The 15,632-nt window shown below is 71.2% G+C and carries 17 protein-coding genes; 4 read left to right on the top strand and 13 right to left on the bottom strand.

Annotated elements, in window-relative coordinates; translation table 11 throughout:
* Nucleotides 1–386 (top strand): GNAT family N-acetyltransferase (locus tag GUY60_RS20610; protein ID WP_161699983.1); only part of this gene is annotated, 386 nt, incomplete at its 5' end.
* On the opposite strand, the gene GUY60_RS20605 is transcribed toward GUY60_RS20610, so the two are convergent.
* The 7 genes from GUY60_RS20605 to GUY60_RS20580 all read right to left on the bottom strand — a co-directional run bounded on the left by GUY60_RS20605 (nt 383) and on the right by GUY60_RS20580 (nt 5,830).
* On the bottom strand, nt 383–1,996 hold the full coding sequence (locus GUY60_RS20605; RefSeq protein ID WP_161699981.1) for an AMP-binding protein: 1,614 nt from the start codon (nt 1,994–1,996) through the stop codon (nt 383–385). The genes GUY60_RS20610 and GUY60_RS20605 overlap by 4 nt on opposite strands.
* A gap of 33 nt (nt 1,997–2,029) precedes the next feature.
* On the bottom strand, nt 2,030–2,164 hold the full coding sequence (locus GUY60_RS39545; protein WP_281368539.1) for a hypothetical protein: 135 nt from the start codon (nt 2,162–2,164) through the stop codon (nt 2,030–2,032).
* Nucleotides 2,165–2,249: 85 nt separating this feature from the next.
* Complete coding sequence (locus GUY60_RS20600; RefSeq protein ID WP_161699979.1) at nt 2,250–2,813, bottom strand: carboxymuconolactone decarboxylase family protein; 564 nt, start codon at nt 2,811–2,813, stop codon at nt 2,250–2,252.
* Between the two features lie 6 nt (nt 2,814–2,819).
* Nucleotides 2,820–3,272, bottom strand: coding sequence for a DUF6187 family protein (locus tag GUY60_RS20595; RefSeq protein WP_161699977.1), 453 nt, complete (start codon nt 3,270–3,272; stop codon nt 2,820–2,822).
* A gap of 129 nt (nt 3,273–3,401) precedes the next feature.
* The gene (locus GUY60_RS39125) at nt 3,402–4,805 is read right to left on the bottom strand and encodes an FAD-dependent oxidoreductase (protein ID WP_161699975.1); all 1,404 of its coding nucleotides are present in this window, start codon (nt 4,803–4,805) and stop codon (nt 3,402–3,404) included.
* Nucleotides 4,802–5,287, bottom strand: a complete 486-nt coding sequence (locus GUY60_RS20585) for a DUF6423 family protein (RefSeq protein WP_161699973.1) — start codon at nt 5,285–5,287, stop codon at nt 4,802–4,804. The genes GUY60_RS39125 and GUY60_RS20585 overlap by 4 nt, the downstream gene beginning before the upstream one ends.
* A gap of 219 nt (nt 5,288–5,506) precedes the next feature.
* Complete coding sequence (locus GUY60_RS20580; RefSeq protein WP_161699971.1) at nt 5,507–5,830, bottom strand: DUF6235 family protein; 324 nt, start codon at nt 5,828–5,830, stop codon at nt 5,507–5,509.
* 112 nt (nt 5,831–5,942) lie between these two features.
* Between GUY60_RS20580 and GUY60_RS20575 the strand changes: the two genes are divergently transcribed.
* A complete protein-coding gene (locus tag GUY60_RS20575) occupies nt 5,943–6,743 on the top strand; it encodes a TetR/AcrR family transcriptional regulator (protein WP_161699969.1) in 801 nt (266 codons plus the stop codon).
* Between the two features lie 64 nt (nt 6,744–6,807).
* On the opposite strand, the gene GUY60_RS20570 is transcribed toward GUY60_RS20575, so the two are convergent.
* A complete protein-coding gene (locus tag GUY60_RS20570) occupies nt 6,808–8,349 on the bottom strand; it encodes an AMP-binding protein (protein WP_161699967.1) in 1,542 nt (513 codons plus the stop codon).
* A gap of 158 nt (nt 8,350–8,507) precedes the next feature.
* On the opposite strand from GUY60_RS20570, the gene GUY60_RS20565 reads away from it, so the two are divergent.
* Nucleotides 8,508–9,335 (top strand): helix-turn-helix transcriptional regulator, encoded by an 828-nt coding sequence (locus GUY60_RS20565; protein WP_161699965.1) that lies wholly within the window; start codon nt 8,508–8,510, stop codon nt 9,333–9,335.
* Between the two features lie 25 nt (nt 9,336–9,360).
* Here the strand turns inward: GUY60_RS20565 and GUY60_RS20560 are convergent, their stop codons facing one another.
* The 5 genes from GUY60_RS20560 to GUY60_RS20540 all read right to left on the bottom strand — a co-directional run bounded on the left by GUY60_RS20560 (nt 9,361) and on the right by GUY60_RS20540 (nt 14,471).
* Nucleotides 9,361–10,023: an HAD family hydrolase gene (locus GUY60_RS20560; RefSeq protein ID WP_161699963.1), complete on the bottom strand. Its 663-nt coding sequence runs from the start codon at nt 10,021–10,023 to the stop codon at nt 9,361–9,363.
* Between the two features lie 41 nt (nt 10,024–10,064).
* On the bottom strand, nt 10,065–10,283 hold the full coding sequence (locus GUY60_RS20555) for a hypothetical protein (protein WP_161699961.1): 219 nt from the start codon (nt 10,281–10,283) through the stop codon (nt 10,065–10,067).
* Nucleotides 10,283–12,061, bottom strand: coding sequence for an AAA family ATPase (locus tag GUY60_RS20550; RefSeq protein WP_312866366.1), 1,779 nt, complete (start codon nt 12,059–12,061; stop codon nt 10,283–10,285). Before GUY60_RS20550 ends, GUY60_RS20555 begins: the two co-directional genes overlap by 1 nt.
* Before the next feature lie 110 nt (nt 12,062–12,171).
* Nucleotides 12,172–13,308, bottom strand: a complete 1,137-nt coding sequence (locus GUY60_RS20545; protein ID WP_161699959.1) for a winged helix DNA-binding domain-containing protein — start codon at nt 13,306–13,308, stop codon at nt 12,172–12,174.
* Between the two features lie 62 nt (nt 13,309–13,370).
* Entirely contained in the window at nt 13,371–14,471 is a 1,101-nt protein-coding gene (locus GUY60_RS20540) for a saccharopine dehydrogenase family protein (protein WP_161699957.1), read from the bottom strand.
* Nucleotides 14,472–14,673: 202 nt separating this feature from the next.
* On the opposite strand from GUY60_RS20540, the gene GUY60_RS20535 reads away from it, so the two are divergent.
* Nucleotides 14,674–15,621: an AraC family transcriptional regulator gene (locus GUY60_RS20535; RefSeq protein ID WP_161699955.1), complete on the top strand. Its 948-nt coding sequence runs from the start codon at nt 14,674–14,676 to the stop codon at nt 15,619–15,621.
* Nucleotides 15,622–15,632 lie beyond the last annotated feature (11 nt).

Below are 15,632 nucleotides of genomic sequence, written 5' to 3'. Positions count from 1 at the left end.
ATACGGGGGTTACGGCGGGGGTTGCGACGGGGGTCGCCGCCCCCGAGGACCGGCCCGTCGCGTACCTCCTCGCCGAGGTGGTCGACGGCGCCCTGCACATCGAGCAGGTCTCCGTACACCCGGACGCGGCCCGGCGCGGCGTGGGGCGCGCCCTGCTGTCCCACGCCGAGTCGTACGCAAGCCAACTCGCCCTGGACGCACTGACGTTGACGACGTTCACCGAGGTGCCGTGGAACGCCCCGTACTACACCCGCCTCGGCTTCCACACCCTCGCCCCCGCCGCGCTCACCCCCGGACTGCGGATCATCCGCGCCCACGAGGCCGAGCTCGGCCTCGACCGGTGGCCACGGGTGTGCATGCGGCGGGCACTGCCGGACCCGGTCTAACCCGCGTACCGCTCCCGCAGCTCGATCTTCCGTACCTTGCCCGACACCGTCATCGGGAACTCGTCGACGATCTGCAGCCGGGTCGGCACCTTGTAGTGGGCGAGGCGCTCGTGGCAGTGGGCGCGCAACTCGTCGAGGGTCAGCGGGTCGGCGGGGTCGCTCGGTACGACGCAGGCCAGCACCTCCTCGCCGTACCGCTCGTGCGGGACGCCCACCACCTGTACGTCGGCGATCTTCGGGTGGCCGTGCAGGAACTCCTCGATCTCGCGCGGGTAGATGTTCTCGCCGCCCCGGATGATCATGTCCTTGATGCGGCCGACGATCCGTACGTACCCGTCGTCCAGCATCACGGCCTGGTCGCCGGTGTGCATCCAGCGTCCGGCGTCGATGGCGTCGGCGGTCTTCTCCGGCTCGTCCCAGTAGCCGAGCATCACGCTGTAGCCGCGCGTGCAGAGCTCGCCGGGGGCGCCGCGCGGCACGGTCACGCCGGTGGCGGGGTCGACGACCTTGACCTCCAGGTGCGGGTGCACGCGGCCGACGGTGCCGGTGCGGCGCTCCAGGTCGTCGTCCATCCGGGTCTGCAGCGACACCGGGGACGTCTCGGTCATGCCGTAGCAGATCGACACCTGCTCCATGTGCATCTCGGCGACGACGCGCTTCATCACCTCGACGGGACAGGGCGATCCCGCCATGATCCCGGTGCGCAGCGAGGACAGGTCGTACGAGGCGAAGTCGGGCAGGCCGAGTTCGGCGATGAACATGGTCGGCACGCCGTACAGCGAGGTGCAGCGCTCCTGTTGCACGGCGCGCAGGGTCGCGGCGGGGTCGAAGGACGGGGCCGGGATGACGATGCACGCACCGTGCGCGACGGCCGCGAGGTTGCCCATGACCATGCCGAAGCAGTGGTAGAAGGGCACGGGCAGACAGACCCGGTCCTGCTCGGTGTAGCCGATCAACTGCCCTACGTGGTGGCCGTTGTTGAGGATGTTGTGGTGCGAGAGCGTGGCGCCCTTCGGGAAGCCCGTGGTACCCGAGGTGTACTGGATGTTCACCGGGTCGTCGCAGCTCAACTCGGCCTCGCGGCCGGCCAGTTGCTCGCGGCTCGCGGGTTCGGCGAGGAGTGCGGCCCAGCTGGTCTCGTCGCCGATGTAGTGCGTGCGGCGCAGCGCGGGGCAGTTCGGCCGGACCTGCTCGACCAGGGCGCGGTAGTCGCTGGTCTTGTGGCCGAGCGAGGCGACGAGCACACCGATGCCGGCCTGGTTGAGTACGTACTCCAACTCGTGGGCGCGGTAAGCCGGGTTGATGTTCACCATGACGGCGCCGATCCGCGCGGTGGCGTACTGGATCAGCACCCACTCGGGGCAGTTGACCGCCCAGATGCCGACGCGGTCGCCCTTGGCCACCCCGTGCCCGAGCAGCCCGAGGGCCACGTCGTCCACGGCCCGGCCGAACTCGGCGTAGGTCCAGCGCCGCCCCGACGGCACGTCGACGAGCGCTTCACGGTCCGGGTACGCGGCGACGGCACGGTCCAGATTGCGGCCGATGGTGTCACCGAGCAGCGGGGTGCGGCCGGGGCCGTGGGCGTACGAGAGGGTCTCGTTCTGCAGCATGGCGTCAGCATGCACCGAAGGTCATCGGGACGCCTAGGGGGCGTCTCTCGGATCTTGCGCGCGCAGGTCGTCGTGGAGGCGGGCGAAGGCCGTGCACACCCAGGGCATGACCAGCGGGGGCAGCAGGAGCAGGGCCAGGGCCGTGGGCAGGATCTTCATCGTCTCCATAGCCTGCGTCCTGCTTCCGTACGACATGCCTGTTACGGCAGGCAGGACGCTGCGCCGGGCGCACGCGGTTCCGGGGGAGGGCAGGTCAGGACGGCTGGTCGGCGGGCTCGTCCAGGAGCTGTGCGAGGCCCGAGTAGCCCTTCTCGCGCAGGCGGTCACCGGAGGTGGCGAAGTAACTCTCGTCGGCGCTGACGCCGAGGCCCTCGACCATGCGGTTCATGAAGTTGAACAGGGCGCACACCAACACCGCGTCGTGCAGGGCGTCTTCGTCCCACCCCGCCGCGTACACCGCCGCCGCGTCGGCCTCGGTGATCCGGGACGGGGTGCGGGTGAGGGTGCGCAGGTAGCGAAGGACGGGCTTGAGGCGCTCGTCGGCGGGTGCGGTGTCGAGGTCGTGCAGCAGCGCGGTGAGCAGCCCGGCCGGTACGCCAAAGGCCTCGGCCGTCCTGGTGTGCACGCCGTGGCAGTACGAGCACTCGTTGAGCCCGGACACGTACGCGGCCATGAGTTCGCGTTCGGCGACGGTGAACGGCGAGTCGTCGCGCAGCACCTTCTCGTGGAATTCCAACAGCGGGCGCGAGGTGGCCGGGTAGGCCCGGAAGACCTGGAGCAGCGCCGCGTCGGACGGCAGGGACTTCAGGTAGGTCATGGTGGGTCACTCCCCCTGGGGCGCGCCCCGCTCGGCGGCGCGCTGGTCGACTTCCTGGTGGCGCAGCCAGCACGCCGCCAGGTGGGCGGCGGTGGCGGGCCCGACGGCGCCGAGGTCGCAGTCGTCGAGCATGGCGAGGGTCCGCTCCCAGGTCTTGCGGAGCGAGGCGGGCGGCGCGCCCGCGCCGCCCAGCGCGTCGAGGGCGGTGCGGGCCTCGCGCCATCGGACGACGCCCGCCTCGACCAGGGCGTCGAAGGTGAGGCGGAGCTCGACGCCGTGCTTGGCCCGGTCGACGGTGAGGGCGACCTGCGCCGGGTCGTCGGCGAGCGCGGCCATACCGAGCCCGGCGAGCAGCCGTTCCGCGTCGAGGCCCATCAGCATCACGCCGGTCTCGGTGAGGGGCGGGTCGTCGACCGCGGTCAGGGCGAAGCGCGGGTCGTAGGCGTGTGGGTCAGACATGGCTGTGGGCGCCTCGTACGGTTCGGGCCGACAGGACAGGGACGGGTCAGGCGGGTACGCGGGTCAGACGGGTGCTGCGGTCGGGCAGTTACGCGGGTCAGGCGGGTGTGCGGTCAGGCGGGTGTGCGGTCAGGCATGGACGGCTGCTTCCTCGGCGGGGTGCGCGGCGTGCCCGGTGGAGGTCAACTCCAGGGATTCCCCCGCGAGTCGGCCCCCTTCAAGCCCCGCCGCAACAGTCGCCGCCACGCGGGCGGTCGCGACGCGGTGGCCGTCGATGTTGCGGGCGGCGGGCCCGAGGACCATGCCGGCGGCGGCGCCCACAGCGAGTACGCGGGGTGCGTTGCGGTAGGCGAGGGTGCGTTCGTCGAGGTCGGGCCAGCCGTCGCGGGTGCCGGCCGCCCAAGAGGGCAGCAGGGCCTCGCCGTTGGAGACGCTGGTGCCGAGGGCGAGCACCACATGGTCGCCGGTGATCCGCTCACCGTCGGCGAGACGGACGGCGGCACGCCCGGCTCCAGCGGCTCCGGCGACTCCGGCAACTCCTGCGGCTTCGAGTCCGGCGACCGTACGGCCGCGGTACACGCTCAACCAGCCGTCCGCCTCGGCCTGTTGGAGCAGCGGCCGGAACTCGAACATCACGGAGGCCCGACGCTGTCCGCCCATCAACTGCTGCCGGTCGGCCCAGCTGGTCCCGTCGAAGCGGGCCCGGCCCTCGGCGCGGAAGAAGGAGGCGTTGACGTCGGCGCACTGGTAGCGCTCGGCGTCGGCGCGCAGGATCCAGTGCACCCGACGGCCCGCGGCGAGGCCGTTGGAGATGAGGTGGGCGGCGCTGAGTCCGGCGCCGACCACGACAAGGCTCTCGGCGCTGTCGGGCACGGGCTCGTCCCAGTAGCCGACGCCCTCGGGCAGCGGCGCGCCGTCGGTCCAGTGCGCGGGCGCGTCCTTCCGCTCCTCGCCGAGGCAGAGGATCGCGTACGGGGCGGTCACCGCGAACCCGGCGCCGCGCACGGTGACTTGGTCGCCCTCCGGTATCACCTGGCGCACCGTCGTCCGCCAGATCCGCTCGTCCACGTGGTGCAGGGCGGACACATGGCGGCAGTACGCCTCGAACACGTCGACCGGGACGACCGAGCGGTGCCCGGACTGGGCCATGCGGACCTCGCGCCGTTCGGTGTCGGTGAGCCGGGACCAGTGCAGGCGGGCGAAGTCGAGGAGTTCGCAGTCGCGGTAGCCCTCGACGCCGGGGTGGTGCTGGTAGGGCGAGCGGAGGACCCGCTGCTTCAGGGTGTCGATACGGTCGAGGAACCGCCCGCAGGCCCGGCCGTCGCGGTCGAGCAGCACGATGTCGTGTACGCCGAGGTGCCAGAGGGCGGACGCCACCGCGAGCCCCGCCGGTCCCGCGCCGACGACGACCGCGTCCGCGGTGCTCGGCGGCGTGGGTGTGGGCGGGCTCAGCGGGGCGGTGCCGGGCAGCAGCGGCCAGGCGCGGCCGCGGGGCGATTCCAGCAGGTGCGGCTCGGGGACGAAGGTGGTCACCCGACGACCGTGACCGGGACGATCACTTCGATGACGGGCCGCTGCGGCATGCCGTCGGAGATCAGCCGCTCCAGGGTGGCCTGCGACTGCTCCGCGGTGTCGGTGGTGATGGGGCTGTAGCGCGAGTACGCGTAGGTCGGCCGGTTGCCGGTGGTCTCGAGCGTGTACATCTTCACCACGGCCTCGCCGGGCCGCACTTCACCGTCGTAGAAGGTCAGGCGGCGCTGGTCGGGCGAGAGGAAGGACTTCGCGAACTGCCGCGACATGACGAGGGTGTCGCCCTCGTCGACGAAGACGGAGTCCTCGTCGGTGGAGGCCTGCATGGCCACCCACGTCTTGTCCGTCAGGTTGGTCTCGGACTTGATGACCTGCCAGCGGCCGGGCTCGGGAAGATTGACGCAGACGGACACATCGTGGTCGACGGTGTCGATGGCGCCGGAAATCATGAGGACACGGCGGCGTACGTCCGCAACACCGGCCATTTGAATATCACGTGCACGAACTCGCGAGGAAACATCTATTCCGGAAACTTCGAGCGGTGCCATCGTAAATCCCCCTATGAATTCCTGAACAGGAACCAGACTCGGCGACTTCGCCGAGATTTCCATAGGGCCCGTACGGTGTCAAGCCACCCAGGAGGGGCGGGAGTTGAGCCACAGAGGGCTTCCTCGCCCATAAAACACCTGGTGGGAACGGGGGTGTTACTCGGCGAGCTCAAGTCCCGGCGCGGCGGCCGCGGGGCCGACATAGGCAATCGCGAAGGTGTCCAGGTCCCGCAGATGGACCTTGAGCACCAGATCCTTGCGTACCAGGACAAAGACATCCCGGGTAGGGGCGGTCACGTCGAGAATCTCGTAATCCGTGAAGGCGGTGCGGTCCGCGATTGCGAAAAGGGCTTTGTGGACCGCGTTCTTTTCGATCTGGCCGGCGCTCTGCGACCACTCCTCGAACACGTCCCAGCCGGAGTCGAGCCGGAACTGCGGGCGGCGGACTCCGTCGAGGGACTCGGTGGAGGGCTTGTTCATGACGGGCTCCTTCGTGAGTGACCAGGGTGGGCCGAGGTCGGCCGGGGTCGGCCGAGGCGTTCCATAACGCTGTTGTGCTACGAAAATAACGACGTTATGGAACACTGTCAAGGTGAGCCCGAGACGCCCTGACCCCACGACCCGCGCGGCACTGATCGAGACCGCCGCCCGACTTCTCTCCGAGGAAGGCCCGCGCGCGCTGTCCACGCGCCGCGTCGCCACCGAGACCGGCTGCTCGACGATGGCCGTCTACACCCATTTCGGCAGCATGAACGACCTGGTGCGCGAGATCGCGCGGGAGGGATTCGCCCGTCTCGAGACGTACTTGACGAGCCTCGACACGACCGACGACCCGGTCGCGGACATGGCGGTGCTCGGCCGCCTCTACCGGCACAACGCGATGACCAACGCGCATCTCTACGAGGTGATGTTCGGCGGCTCGTCGCTGTCAGGGTTCCAACTGACCGACGAGGACCGGCAGTACGGGCGGTACACCCTCGCCAACGTCGTGCACTGCGCGCAGCGCTGCATCGCCGCGGGGCGCTTCCCGGCGGGGGATGCGGAGCTCGTCGCGCACCAGATGTGGACGACGGTCCACGGGATCGCGTCGCTCGAACTCGGCCGCTACCTGGTGGAACCGTGCACGGGCGACCGTCTTTTCGAGAGCCAGCTCGTCGGGCTCATGGTGAGCGTCGGGGACGAGGGGGGTGCTGCGGCGGGGTCGGTTGAGGTTTCTGCGAAGAGGTTCGCGGAGCTTGTGGGGGCCGAAAATTCAGGCTGCGCCTCGGCTCGGGCACCGTCGATCGCCCTCCGGGCTCGTCCTCAATCTCCCCCAGCTACCGCTGGGAGGTGCCCCCAGGACGGGCTGGATTTGGCTGATGCCTCAGCGAAATTCAGCCCCTCCGGCGATTGAGGTGGGGGCACCCCCAGCGGTAGCTGGGGGAAGGGGTCCGGGGGCGGAGCCCCCGTGGCGGTGCCTAGTTCACGCCGCGCCCCCGACCCTCCCAATACTGCTCCCGCAACAAGAACTTCTGAATCTTCCCCGTAGCCGTGCGCGGAATCGCCGGGCGGAACTCCACACTCGTCGGGGCCTTGTAACGCGCCATGCGGGCCTTGCAGTGGGCGATGATCTCCGCCTCGTCCGCCGTCGCGCCCTCGACGAGCACCACGAGGGCCTTGATGGTCTCGCCCCACTTCTCGTGCGGAACGCCGATCACCGCGACCTCCGCCACCGCCGGGTGACTGAAGATCGCGTCCTCCACCTCGATGGACGAGACGTTCTCGCCGCCGGTGATGATCACGTCCTTCTTGCGGTCGGAGATGGTGAGGTGGCCGTCCGCCTCGTCGAGGGTGCCGCCGTCGCCGGTGTGGAACCAGCCGCCCTCAAGGGCCGCCTCGGTCTCCTCCGGCTTCTCCCAGTACCCGTCAAGTACGACATTGGAGCGGGCGAGCACCTCACCCCCGTCGGACACCTTCAACTTGACGCCGAGCGCGGGCAGTCCGGCCCGCGACAGCTTGCGGGCGCGCTCCTCGGCGGGCAGCTCCGTGTCGCCGGGGCGGGTCCGGTTGAAGGTGAGGACCGGGGACGTCTCGGTGAGGCCGTAGATCTGGGTGAACTCCCAGCCCAGCTCGTCGCCCACGCGCTGGATCATCTTGGTGGGCGGCGGCGCCCCTGCGCACACGATGCGCACCCGGTCGCGGCCGGGGATCTCGCCCTGCCAGTTCGCGGCGGCGTCGAGCACCATGTTCCACACGGCGGGCGCCCCGCACATCAGGGTGACGCCGTGCTCCTCGACCCGGCGCAGGATCTCCGCGCCGTCCACCTTGCGGAGCACCACCTGCTTCACGCCGAGCCCGGCCATCACGTACGGCATGCCCCAGCCGTTGCAGTGGAACATCGGCAGCGTGTGCATGTAGACGTCGCGTTCCCAGGAGCGGGTGTGCAGGCCGAAGGTGAGGCCGTTGACCCAGATGTTGCGGTGGGTGAGCTGAACTCCCTTGGGGCGCGCGGTGGTTCCGGACGTGTAGTTGATGGTGGCGGTGGCGTCCTCGTCGGGGTTCGACCAGGGGCGCGGCTCCACGCCGAACCGCATCAGCTCCGTGTCGGTCTGCTCGCCGAGCACAAAGCGGTGCCGTGCCTTCACACCGGACAGCTCCGCGTCGAGTTCCGGGTCGACGAGCAGCACCGAGGCGCCGCTCTGCCGCACCACGTACGCGATCTCCTCGGGCTTGAGGCGGAAGTTCACCGGGACACAGATCCGGCCGCTCATCGGCACGGCGAAAAGCAGCTCCAACAGGCGCGTGGAATTGTGGCTGACCACCGCCACCCGCTCGCCCTCGGCGACACCGAGCGCGTCGAGCCCGGCCTGCCAGGCCCGTACCCGCTCACCGAGCCCGCCGTACGTCAACTCCGGCACGGCTAGCGCCGGTTGCCGGGGTTCGTCGACGACGCCGGTGCTGGAGGCGAACCCCAGCTCGGCCCGGTCGAGGAAGTCCGCGACGGTCATCGGTGTCCGCATACTTGTCTCCTGTCGTCCGGTGGTCCGGGCGCATTGCCGCCATGTGTCCTCCCCCGCACCGGACCGCTCATTAACATCGTGTTGGCGGTGACCGGATCCTGCCACCCCCGGACGGGGGTGACGGGACGGCAGACCCACATCGGAGAGTGAGGTGCGCGGTGACGGCTGACTCCGGGGCTGCGGTGGAGTTACGGGCGGCGCTGGTGCGGATGCGCCGCGCGACGGGCCTTCCGGTCGCGTTCGGCGGCCTGATCGAGGAGAGCCGCGGGCTGCGGATCGGCGAGCTGAGCGGGGCGTCCACGACCGCCCTGCAGGGCCTCGCGGTCGCCCCCGGCAGCGGCCTCGGCGGCAAGGCGCACGCCCTGGCCCGCGCCTGCGCCGTCACGGACTACAGCACGTCCCGGCACATCAGCCACGAGTACGACGTGGCCGTCGCCGCCGAGGGCCTGCGCTCCGTACTCGCCGTGCCCGTGGTGGTGCGGCGCCGGGTGCGCGGCATCCTGTACGGCGCGCTGCGCACCGCGCACCCGCTGGGCGAGCGCACCCTCGACGCGGCGGTGGCGGCGGCCCGTGACGTGGAGCAGGCACTTGTCGTACGGGACGAGGCGCGGGCCCTGATCTCCGCGGCGCACGCGCCGGAGGCGGGCCACGGCGCCTGGGAGCAGGTCCGCGAGGCACACGCCTCACTGCGCGCCCTGGCCCCGCGCGTCGTCGACCCGGAGCTGCGCGCCGAACTCCTCGCCGTGGTGGGCCGCCTGGCAGGTGCGAGCACCCCGTTCCCCGAGCGCGCGGTACGGCTGGCGCCGCGCGAGGTCGACGTACTGGCGTGTGTGGCGTCGGGCGCGACGAACACGGCGGCTGCGGACCGGCTCGGCCTCCGCCCGGAGACGGTGAAGGGCTATCTCCGGTCCGCCATGCGGAAGTTGGGGGCGCACACCCGCTTGGAGGCCGTGGTGGCGGCGCGGCGGGCCGGGATCCTGCCGTAGGGGGCGGCTGAGCGGCACGCGGTCGTCAACGCGTGGCTGTAACCAGGCGGCTCAAGACGGGAAGCACGCCCCGCAGGTCGTTGTCGTCGACCGCGACGGTCGCCGCCTCTCGCGCTCCTGCCGATGCGTTGAACGCCACGCTCAACCTGACGGACGCGAACAGTGGCAGGTCGGAGCGGCTGTCTCCGACTGCCCCGCACGAGTGGGGAGCCAGCCCCAGTTCGCGGGCCTGCGCAAGAGCGAAATCTCGTTTGCCGTACTCGTCGAAGTGGCAGGCGACCCGGCCTGTGAACCGGCCGTCGATGGTCTCAAGCCGAGGTCCGCTGAACGCGTGGAAGCCGAAGCGATCAGTCAGGTAGCTGCCGACCGGCGACCAGGCGAGGGTTGCCAGTACAGGAACCAAACCGTTCTGCCGACACCAGGCCACGGTCTCCGTGATGCCCGGGACCAAGGGAAGCCCGTCGAGCCAGCCGGAGACCTGGTCCTGAGCAACCCCCGCCCAGCCCGCGGCATCCAGCTCGGAGACCTGCCGGTTGTCCACGGCGCCGGAGGCGTAGGCGTCCTCCGCCTTGGCCAACTCGTCCCGATGGCCGAGGAAGCCGGCCAGAAAGACCGACGAACTCGTACCTGGGACGAGGGTGCCATCGACATCGAAGAACACGGCGCCCGCATGGTCGGTTGAGAACACCGGCCAAGGATGCCACTGGCCGAGGGGCGTGTCCGTTCGGCTCAGGCGCCGCTCTGGTCTTCGGGCTCGGCGGCGCGGCTGCGGAGGTGCCGGCTGCGGAGGTGCCAGAGCCCGCCCGCCGCGGCCACGACGACCGCTCCGGTGCCGACGCTCAGCAGTGCCTGGGACGAGCCCTCCAGGTAGAACGGCGAGGTGAGGTTGGTGAGCAGAGCGGCCAGGAGAACCAGCCAGAGCACGAGCTTCACAGGGGTCCCTTTCATCAGCCGTTCGTCACCTCGACGTAGGCCGCGTTGATGTCGTCGAACAGCAGGGTGGTGATCTCCTCGCGGCTCAGCGTGCGTTCGCCCGCCGCGTCGGCGAGGCGCAGGTCGCGCAGGGCGGCGGCCTTGAGGCACAGCTCGCGCACGAAGCGGCCGTTGCCGAGGGTGTTGATGCGCTCCTCGTCGACGATCTGCCCGAGCCGGGTCTCCAGGGCGGTGCGCGCCTCGTCCGCGAGCACGTCACCGTTGGCGGCGAGGAACGACCCGGCGATCTCCAGGAGTTCGTCCGCCGAGTACGCGGGGAACTCCACGCGGGTCGTGAAGCGCGAGGCGAGCCCTGGATTGCTGGAGAGGAGTTCGGCGATCTCGTCCTGGTAGCCGACGAGGATCACCACGAGCCGGTCCCGGTCGTCCTCGGCCCGCTTGAGGAGCACCTGCAGCGCTTCCTTGCCGAAGGCGTCGCCGCCCGAGTAGCCGGTGTTGGACAGGGCGTACGCCTCGTCGATGAACAGCACGCCGTCGAGCGCCCGGTCGATCACCCCGGACGTCTTGATCGCGGTCTCGCCGAGGTGCTGGCCGACCAGGTCGACGCGGTGGGCCTCGATGAGGTGGCCCTGTTCGAGGAGGCCGAGCCCGTTGAAGACCTCGCCGACGATCCGGGCCACGGTGGTCTTGCCGGTGCCGGGCGGGCCCGCGAACACGAAGTGGTGCGGGCGGGTCACGGCGGGCAGCCCCTGCTCGGCGCGGAGCGCGGCCATCCGCAACTGCGCGACGAGCGTACGGATCTGGCGCTTCACCGGGGCGAGTCCGGTCATGTCGTCCAGGGCGGCGAGGGCCCGGGTGAGGATCTCCTCGCGCGCCTCGGCACCGGTCGGCTCGGCCCCGGTCGCCTCGGCGGTACCGGCCTGCTGCGGCGGTACGGAGGTGCCGGGAGCGTCGGTCGCGGGCGCACCGGGCGCGGGCGGAGCCGTCGGGGGCGCGGGCGGCGGCGCCACAGGTACCGGAGGCGTCGGCGGTGCAGGGGTAGGAGCCGGCTTGGCGCGGGCCCGCTGCGCCACGTCGCCGAGGTCCGGGAACAGCCGATAGGAGTGCTGGTAGTGACGCAGCGCCTCGTCCTCCCGGCCGAGGCCTGCCGTGGCCTGGCCGCGCAGGTACGCCACCTCGCCCTCGAAGCGGGCGCCGGGGTCCATCGTGGTGGGCAGCGGGGCGAGGGTGTCGAGGGCGGCGTGGAACACCTGCTGCTCGATCAGCGCCCTGGCGACGTACAGCTGGGACTCGTCGGTCATGAAGCCGTCCTGGATGCCCCGGGCGAAGGTGAGGACCTGGTTCCAGTCGTTCTTGAGGAAGGCGTACCGGGTGCAGACGAACCGGGTCTCGTCGCAGTCGAGCACCGCCGTCGACAGCGGCCCCCCGACCTCGTCGAGCTTGGTGTGCGAGAGCAGGTCGGCCATCCGGGCCAGCCACAGATCGCGCGGTGTCTCGAGCCGGAACGTGACGTAATGCCCCAGGTCGAAGCGGGACTTGAGGGGCATGCCGTGCCGCGAGCGGAGTTCGCCGAAGGTGGCCGCGTGCCAGTTCATGGCGGTGACGGCCTCGCCGCGGCGGCGTTCCGTGGCGTGCACGCCGAGCCAGGCGTCGGCGGCGGTCGGGTCGTGCCGTACCGCTTCCTCGAACCAGTCCCCGGCCGCGGACCGGTTGCCGGCCCGCAAGCACTGCATCCCCTGGAGCCAGGCCTGCTCCGCCTTCTTCTTCGACTGCCGCGACACCACCGTGTCCACCGCCGGCCTCCCCCGCTGCCGTTCCGTACCGCGATCCGCTGTCTCCTCAAGGGAGTTGTCGCATGTTAACCGGCTGCGGGAAGTGGTAGGGGGCCGCCTGCGTGGCCCGTTCAGACCCCGATGACCGTCCCGAATCGGATGTCGTACGAGGAGGCCCCGGGCGCCCCGCCCATCGGCCCGGCGAGCAGCCGCTCCGCCTCCGTCTCGACCTCCGCGCGCTGCGCCTTCGTCAGCGTGCCGAAGGGCTCGACGGTGATGACCGGCTCCGCGCCGTCGGGCTCGGGTTCGTCGAGCCGCCACACACCCGCGAGGAGTCCGTCGGCGAGGAAGACGGAATGGCTGCGATTGCCCACCCAGGTACGGCCCTTGTACGCGGCCGGGACGACGCGGGTGCGGTCGGCGTGCGAGAGGAGCAGGTTGTCGAACTCGGGCAGCAGCCGCGCGGGCGCCGGGGTGTCCGCGTCGGGCCTCGGGGCGTCGGGCAGGTCGAACAACTCGGCCCCGTGCTCGTCCCGGAACTCCACGAGCCGGGGCCGCAGCCGCTCGAAGACGGGCCGCAGCCGGGTGACGCCCGCCCAGGTCTGCATGTCCTTGACGGAGGCGGGCCCGAAGGCGGCGAGGTAACGCAGGACGGCCTCGTCGGGTGTGGGCGCGGGCCCCATGGGACGGTCCAGCCAGTGCTCGACGGTGGTGAGCGCGACCTGCCCGCTCTGCCGCCACAGTCCGCGCGGGGTGACCTGGACGAGGGCCAGGGTGTTGCGGGCGGCGATGCCGAGGGCCTGCGGGTCGGCGTCCGGCCAGGTCACGCCGAGCGCGTCCCGCAACTGCTTGAGCGTACGCGGCTTTTCCTCGACCAACTCCCTTGCCTGTACGGCGAGTTGGTCGAGGTCGACGCCGGTGAGGCCGTTGCGGAACATGTTCAGCTCGCGGTCACGCGCGGGCTGCACGAGGGGCCGCAGGGTGAGGGCGTCGGTGGCGGTGTGGGTGTGCAGGGTGGAGCGCATGGTGACGATACGGACGACGGCACGCGCGGCCATGAGCGTCGACAACTCTTCGGGGTCGAAGTCGGCGAGGCGGGCGGCGAGCGCGTAGTAGGGCGGCTTCACGTTCTGCGCCTGCAGGCCGAGCAGGTGCGCGACGGCGTCCCCGGCGGACATCGGCGCCCGCTCCAGGAGCAGTTGCCGGGCGAGGGTGGCCCGGTTGAGCGTAAGGGTGTCGAGCACGGACGGCGTCGGCGTCTTCGTCATGGACGCACGCTAATTGGTGCGACGGGGTGCGCACGGCCGCTGACGGTCGTGCGCACCCGGTGTCACCCCTGGGTGGCCGGGGCGTCGGAGTCGGTGATGGTCCAGGTGATGCCGTGGGGGGCGAGGAAGGTGAGGAAGTCGGCCGGGTCGTAAGCCTGTGCCGGGGCCAGCACGCCCGGTTTGGCGCCGTCCACGGCCAGGCGGCGGGCGGCTTCGACGGCGATCGCGGCGGTGCTGCCGTAGGTGTCGCGGCCCCGCACCACCCCGCGGGCCGATCGGCCGTCGCGACCGGCGGCGTCGATGAGGTAGGTGAACCGCTGGGTACGGCGGTCCTCCTCGGTGGGCCCTTCGGGCAGGCCGTCGATGATCCCTGGAGTGAGCGGGGTGTCCAACTGGGCGGCGACCGCGGCGTCGACGTGGCTCTCCACGTGCCGGACCTCGATGTGGCGCGGAATGGTCACCACCTCCGACAAGGGGCACTTCACCACGTCGGTCGGGAGCGGGGCGTCGGGAAGGGCAACTGTGGTGTGCCGGGCGGGAGTTCCGGTACGCCAGTCCCCGTCGTCGTAGCTGAGGCCGCCGGCCTTGATCGCGTCGATCGTGTCGACGGCCGAGCGCAGCGAACCACGGGAGAACCCGCCCCCGCCGGTGATGAAGTGGCTGACGGTGATCTCCTCGATCCGCTGGACGCGTTCGGCGACCAGGTGGGCGATCAGGTCACCGGGGACGCAACTGTCGTTGGCGGCGGGGACGACGGTGACCCCGGCGCGTTCCGCGTCGCCGGTGAAGGTGTCGAAGACCGCTTTGATGTAGAGCTGTTCACCGGCGGTGTCGACGTAGTGGCAGCCTGCGGCGATGGCCGCCCGGACCACGGCGGGGCCGCAACTGGTGAACGGCCCGGCGCAGTTGATGACCGCGTCGCAGCCACGGAAGGCCGCCACGAGGGCGTCGTGGTCGCGGGTGTCGGCCACCCACTGCTCGGCTTCGCCCGTTCCCGCAGTCGTGCCCGCAGTCGTTCCCGCAGTCGTTCTCGCAGTCGTCGCGGCCTCGCGCAGCCGGGTGGCGTTGCGGCCGACGAGCCGCAAGTCGAGGCCTCGGCGGGCCAGTTCGGCGAGGACGAGCTTTCCCTGGTAGCCGTTCGCGCCGTAGACGGCGATCTTCACGTGGATCTCCTGGTTCGAGCGATGAGTGCTGCGGAGTGCACCGCGGCCTGCTGCGGAGTGATGTCGTGGGAGGCGGCTGACCAACTCGCCCGACTCAGCCGCAAGTTCACCGTAGGGCGGCACGGATGAGACTCCCCATGCGTCAGCGTCTACGTTCCATGCGCGAGCGTCTTCGTCAGGATCGCGGCGATACGCTGACGGGATGGACGTACTCTCCGACGCGGTCACCGCCATGCGCACCGGCAAGCCGCACTCCGGCCGGGTGCACCGCCCGGCGCCGTTCGGCCTGCGGAACCCACCGGTCGCGGGGGCCGGGTTCCACATCGTCCTGCAAGGGTCGTGCTGGCTGTTCCCACCAGAGGGAGCACCGGACGGAGCACCTGACAGCCCACCGGACAGCGCACGCGACAGCGCACCGGTCGCCCTCGGCGTGGGGGATGTGGTCTTCCTGCCGCACGGAGCCGCCCACGGCCTCGCCGACAGCCCCTCGACCCCGCTGGTGGACGCCGCCACCTCACCGGCCGGGAGCTCACCCGGCGACGACACCGCGACGGTCATGCTCTGCGGCGCGTACCTCCTGGACCGGTCCCGTGCCCACCCGCTGCTCGACGACCTGCCGGAGGTCATCCACCTTCCGGCCCGCGTCGGACGCCACCCGGGACTGCGCGCCGCCGTCGACCTGCTCGGCGGTGAACTGGAGCAGCCACGTCCTGGCGGCGACGCCATGCTGCCCGCCCTGCTCGACGTGCTGCTGCTGCACATCCTGCGCGCCTGGTTCGACGAACAGTCCACCCACGCCGCCACCGGCTGGGCGGCGGCGCTGCGCGATCCCGCCGTCGCCGCCGGGCTGCGCGCCATCCACAGCGCCCCCGGACGGCAGTGGACCGTCGCGGAACTGGCCGCCCAGGCCGGGCTTTCCCGCGCGGCCTTCGCCCGACGGTTCGCCACGCTGGTCGGCCAGCCGCCGCAGACGTACCTGACCTGGTGGCGGATGACCCTCGCGGGCCGGCTGCTGCGCGAAGGGGACGCGACGGTGGCCACGGTGGCGAGGAAGGTGGGCTACACCTCGGAGTTCGCCTTCGCCCACGCCTTCAAGCGGGAGTACGGGTCGGCCCCCGGCGGCTTCCGCCGGTCCGCCCGGCGCGCATAAGGGGCAAGGGG

This window comes from Streptomyces boluensis (genome assembly GCF_009908195.1).
Classification (GTDB): Bacteria; Actinomycetota; Actinomycetes; order Streptomycetales; family Streptomycetaceae; genus Streptomyces; species Streptomyces boluensis.
Note: the sequence above shows the minus strand (reverse complement) of the source record. Positions and strands in the feature narration are given on the sequence as shown.

Coding starts and splice junctions, on each gene's coding strand:
- GUY60_RS20595 (WP_161699977.1), bottom strand. CDS start 3,272: ATGTCTGACCCACACGCCTACGACCCGCGCTTCGCCCTGACCGCGGTC.
- GUY60_RS20585 (WP_161699973.1), bottom strand. CDS start 5,287: ATGGCCGGTGTTGCGGACGTACGCCGCCGTGTCCTCATGATTTCCGGC.
- GUY60_RS20570 (WP_161699967.1), bottom strand. CDS start 8,349: ATGCGGACACCGATGACCGTCGCGGACTTCCTCGACCGGGCCGAGCTG.
- GUY60_RS20555 (WP_161699961.1), bottom strand. CDS start 10,283: ATGAAAGGGACCCCTGTGAAGCTCGTGCTCTGGCTGGTTCTCCTGGCC.
- GUY60_RS20545 (WP_161699959.1), bottom strand. CDS start 13,308: ATGACGAAGACGCCGACGCCGTCCGTGCTCGACACCCTTACGCTCAAC.
- GUY60_RS39545 (WP_281368539.1), bottom strand. CDS start 2,164: ATGGAGACGATGAAGATCCTGCCCACGGCCCTGGCCCTGCTCCTGCTG.
- GUY60_RS20535 (WP_161699955.1), top strand. CDS start 14,674: ATGGACGTACTCTCCGACGCGGTCACCGCCATGCGCACCGGCAAGCCG.
- GUY60_RS20580 (WP_161699971.1), bottom strand. CDS start 5,830: ATGAACAAGCCCTCCACCGAGTCCCTCGACGGAGTCCGCCGCCCGCAG.
- GUY60_RS20605 (WP_161699981.1), bottom strand. CDS start 1,996: ATGCTGCAGAACGAGACCCTCTCGTACGCCCACGGCCCCGGCCGCACC.
- GUY60_RS20600 (WP_161699979.1), bottom strand. CDS start 2,813: ATGACCTACCTGAAGTCCCTGCCGTCCGACGCGGCGCTGCTCCAGGTC.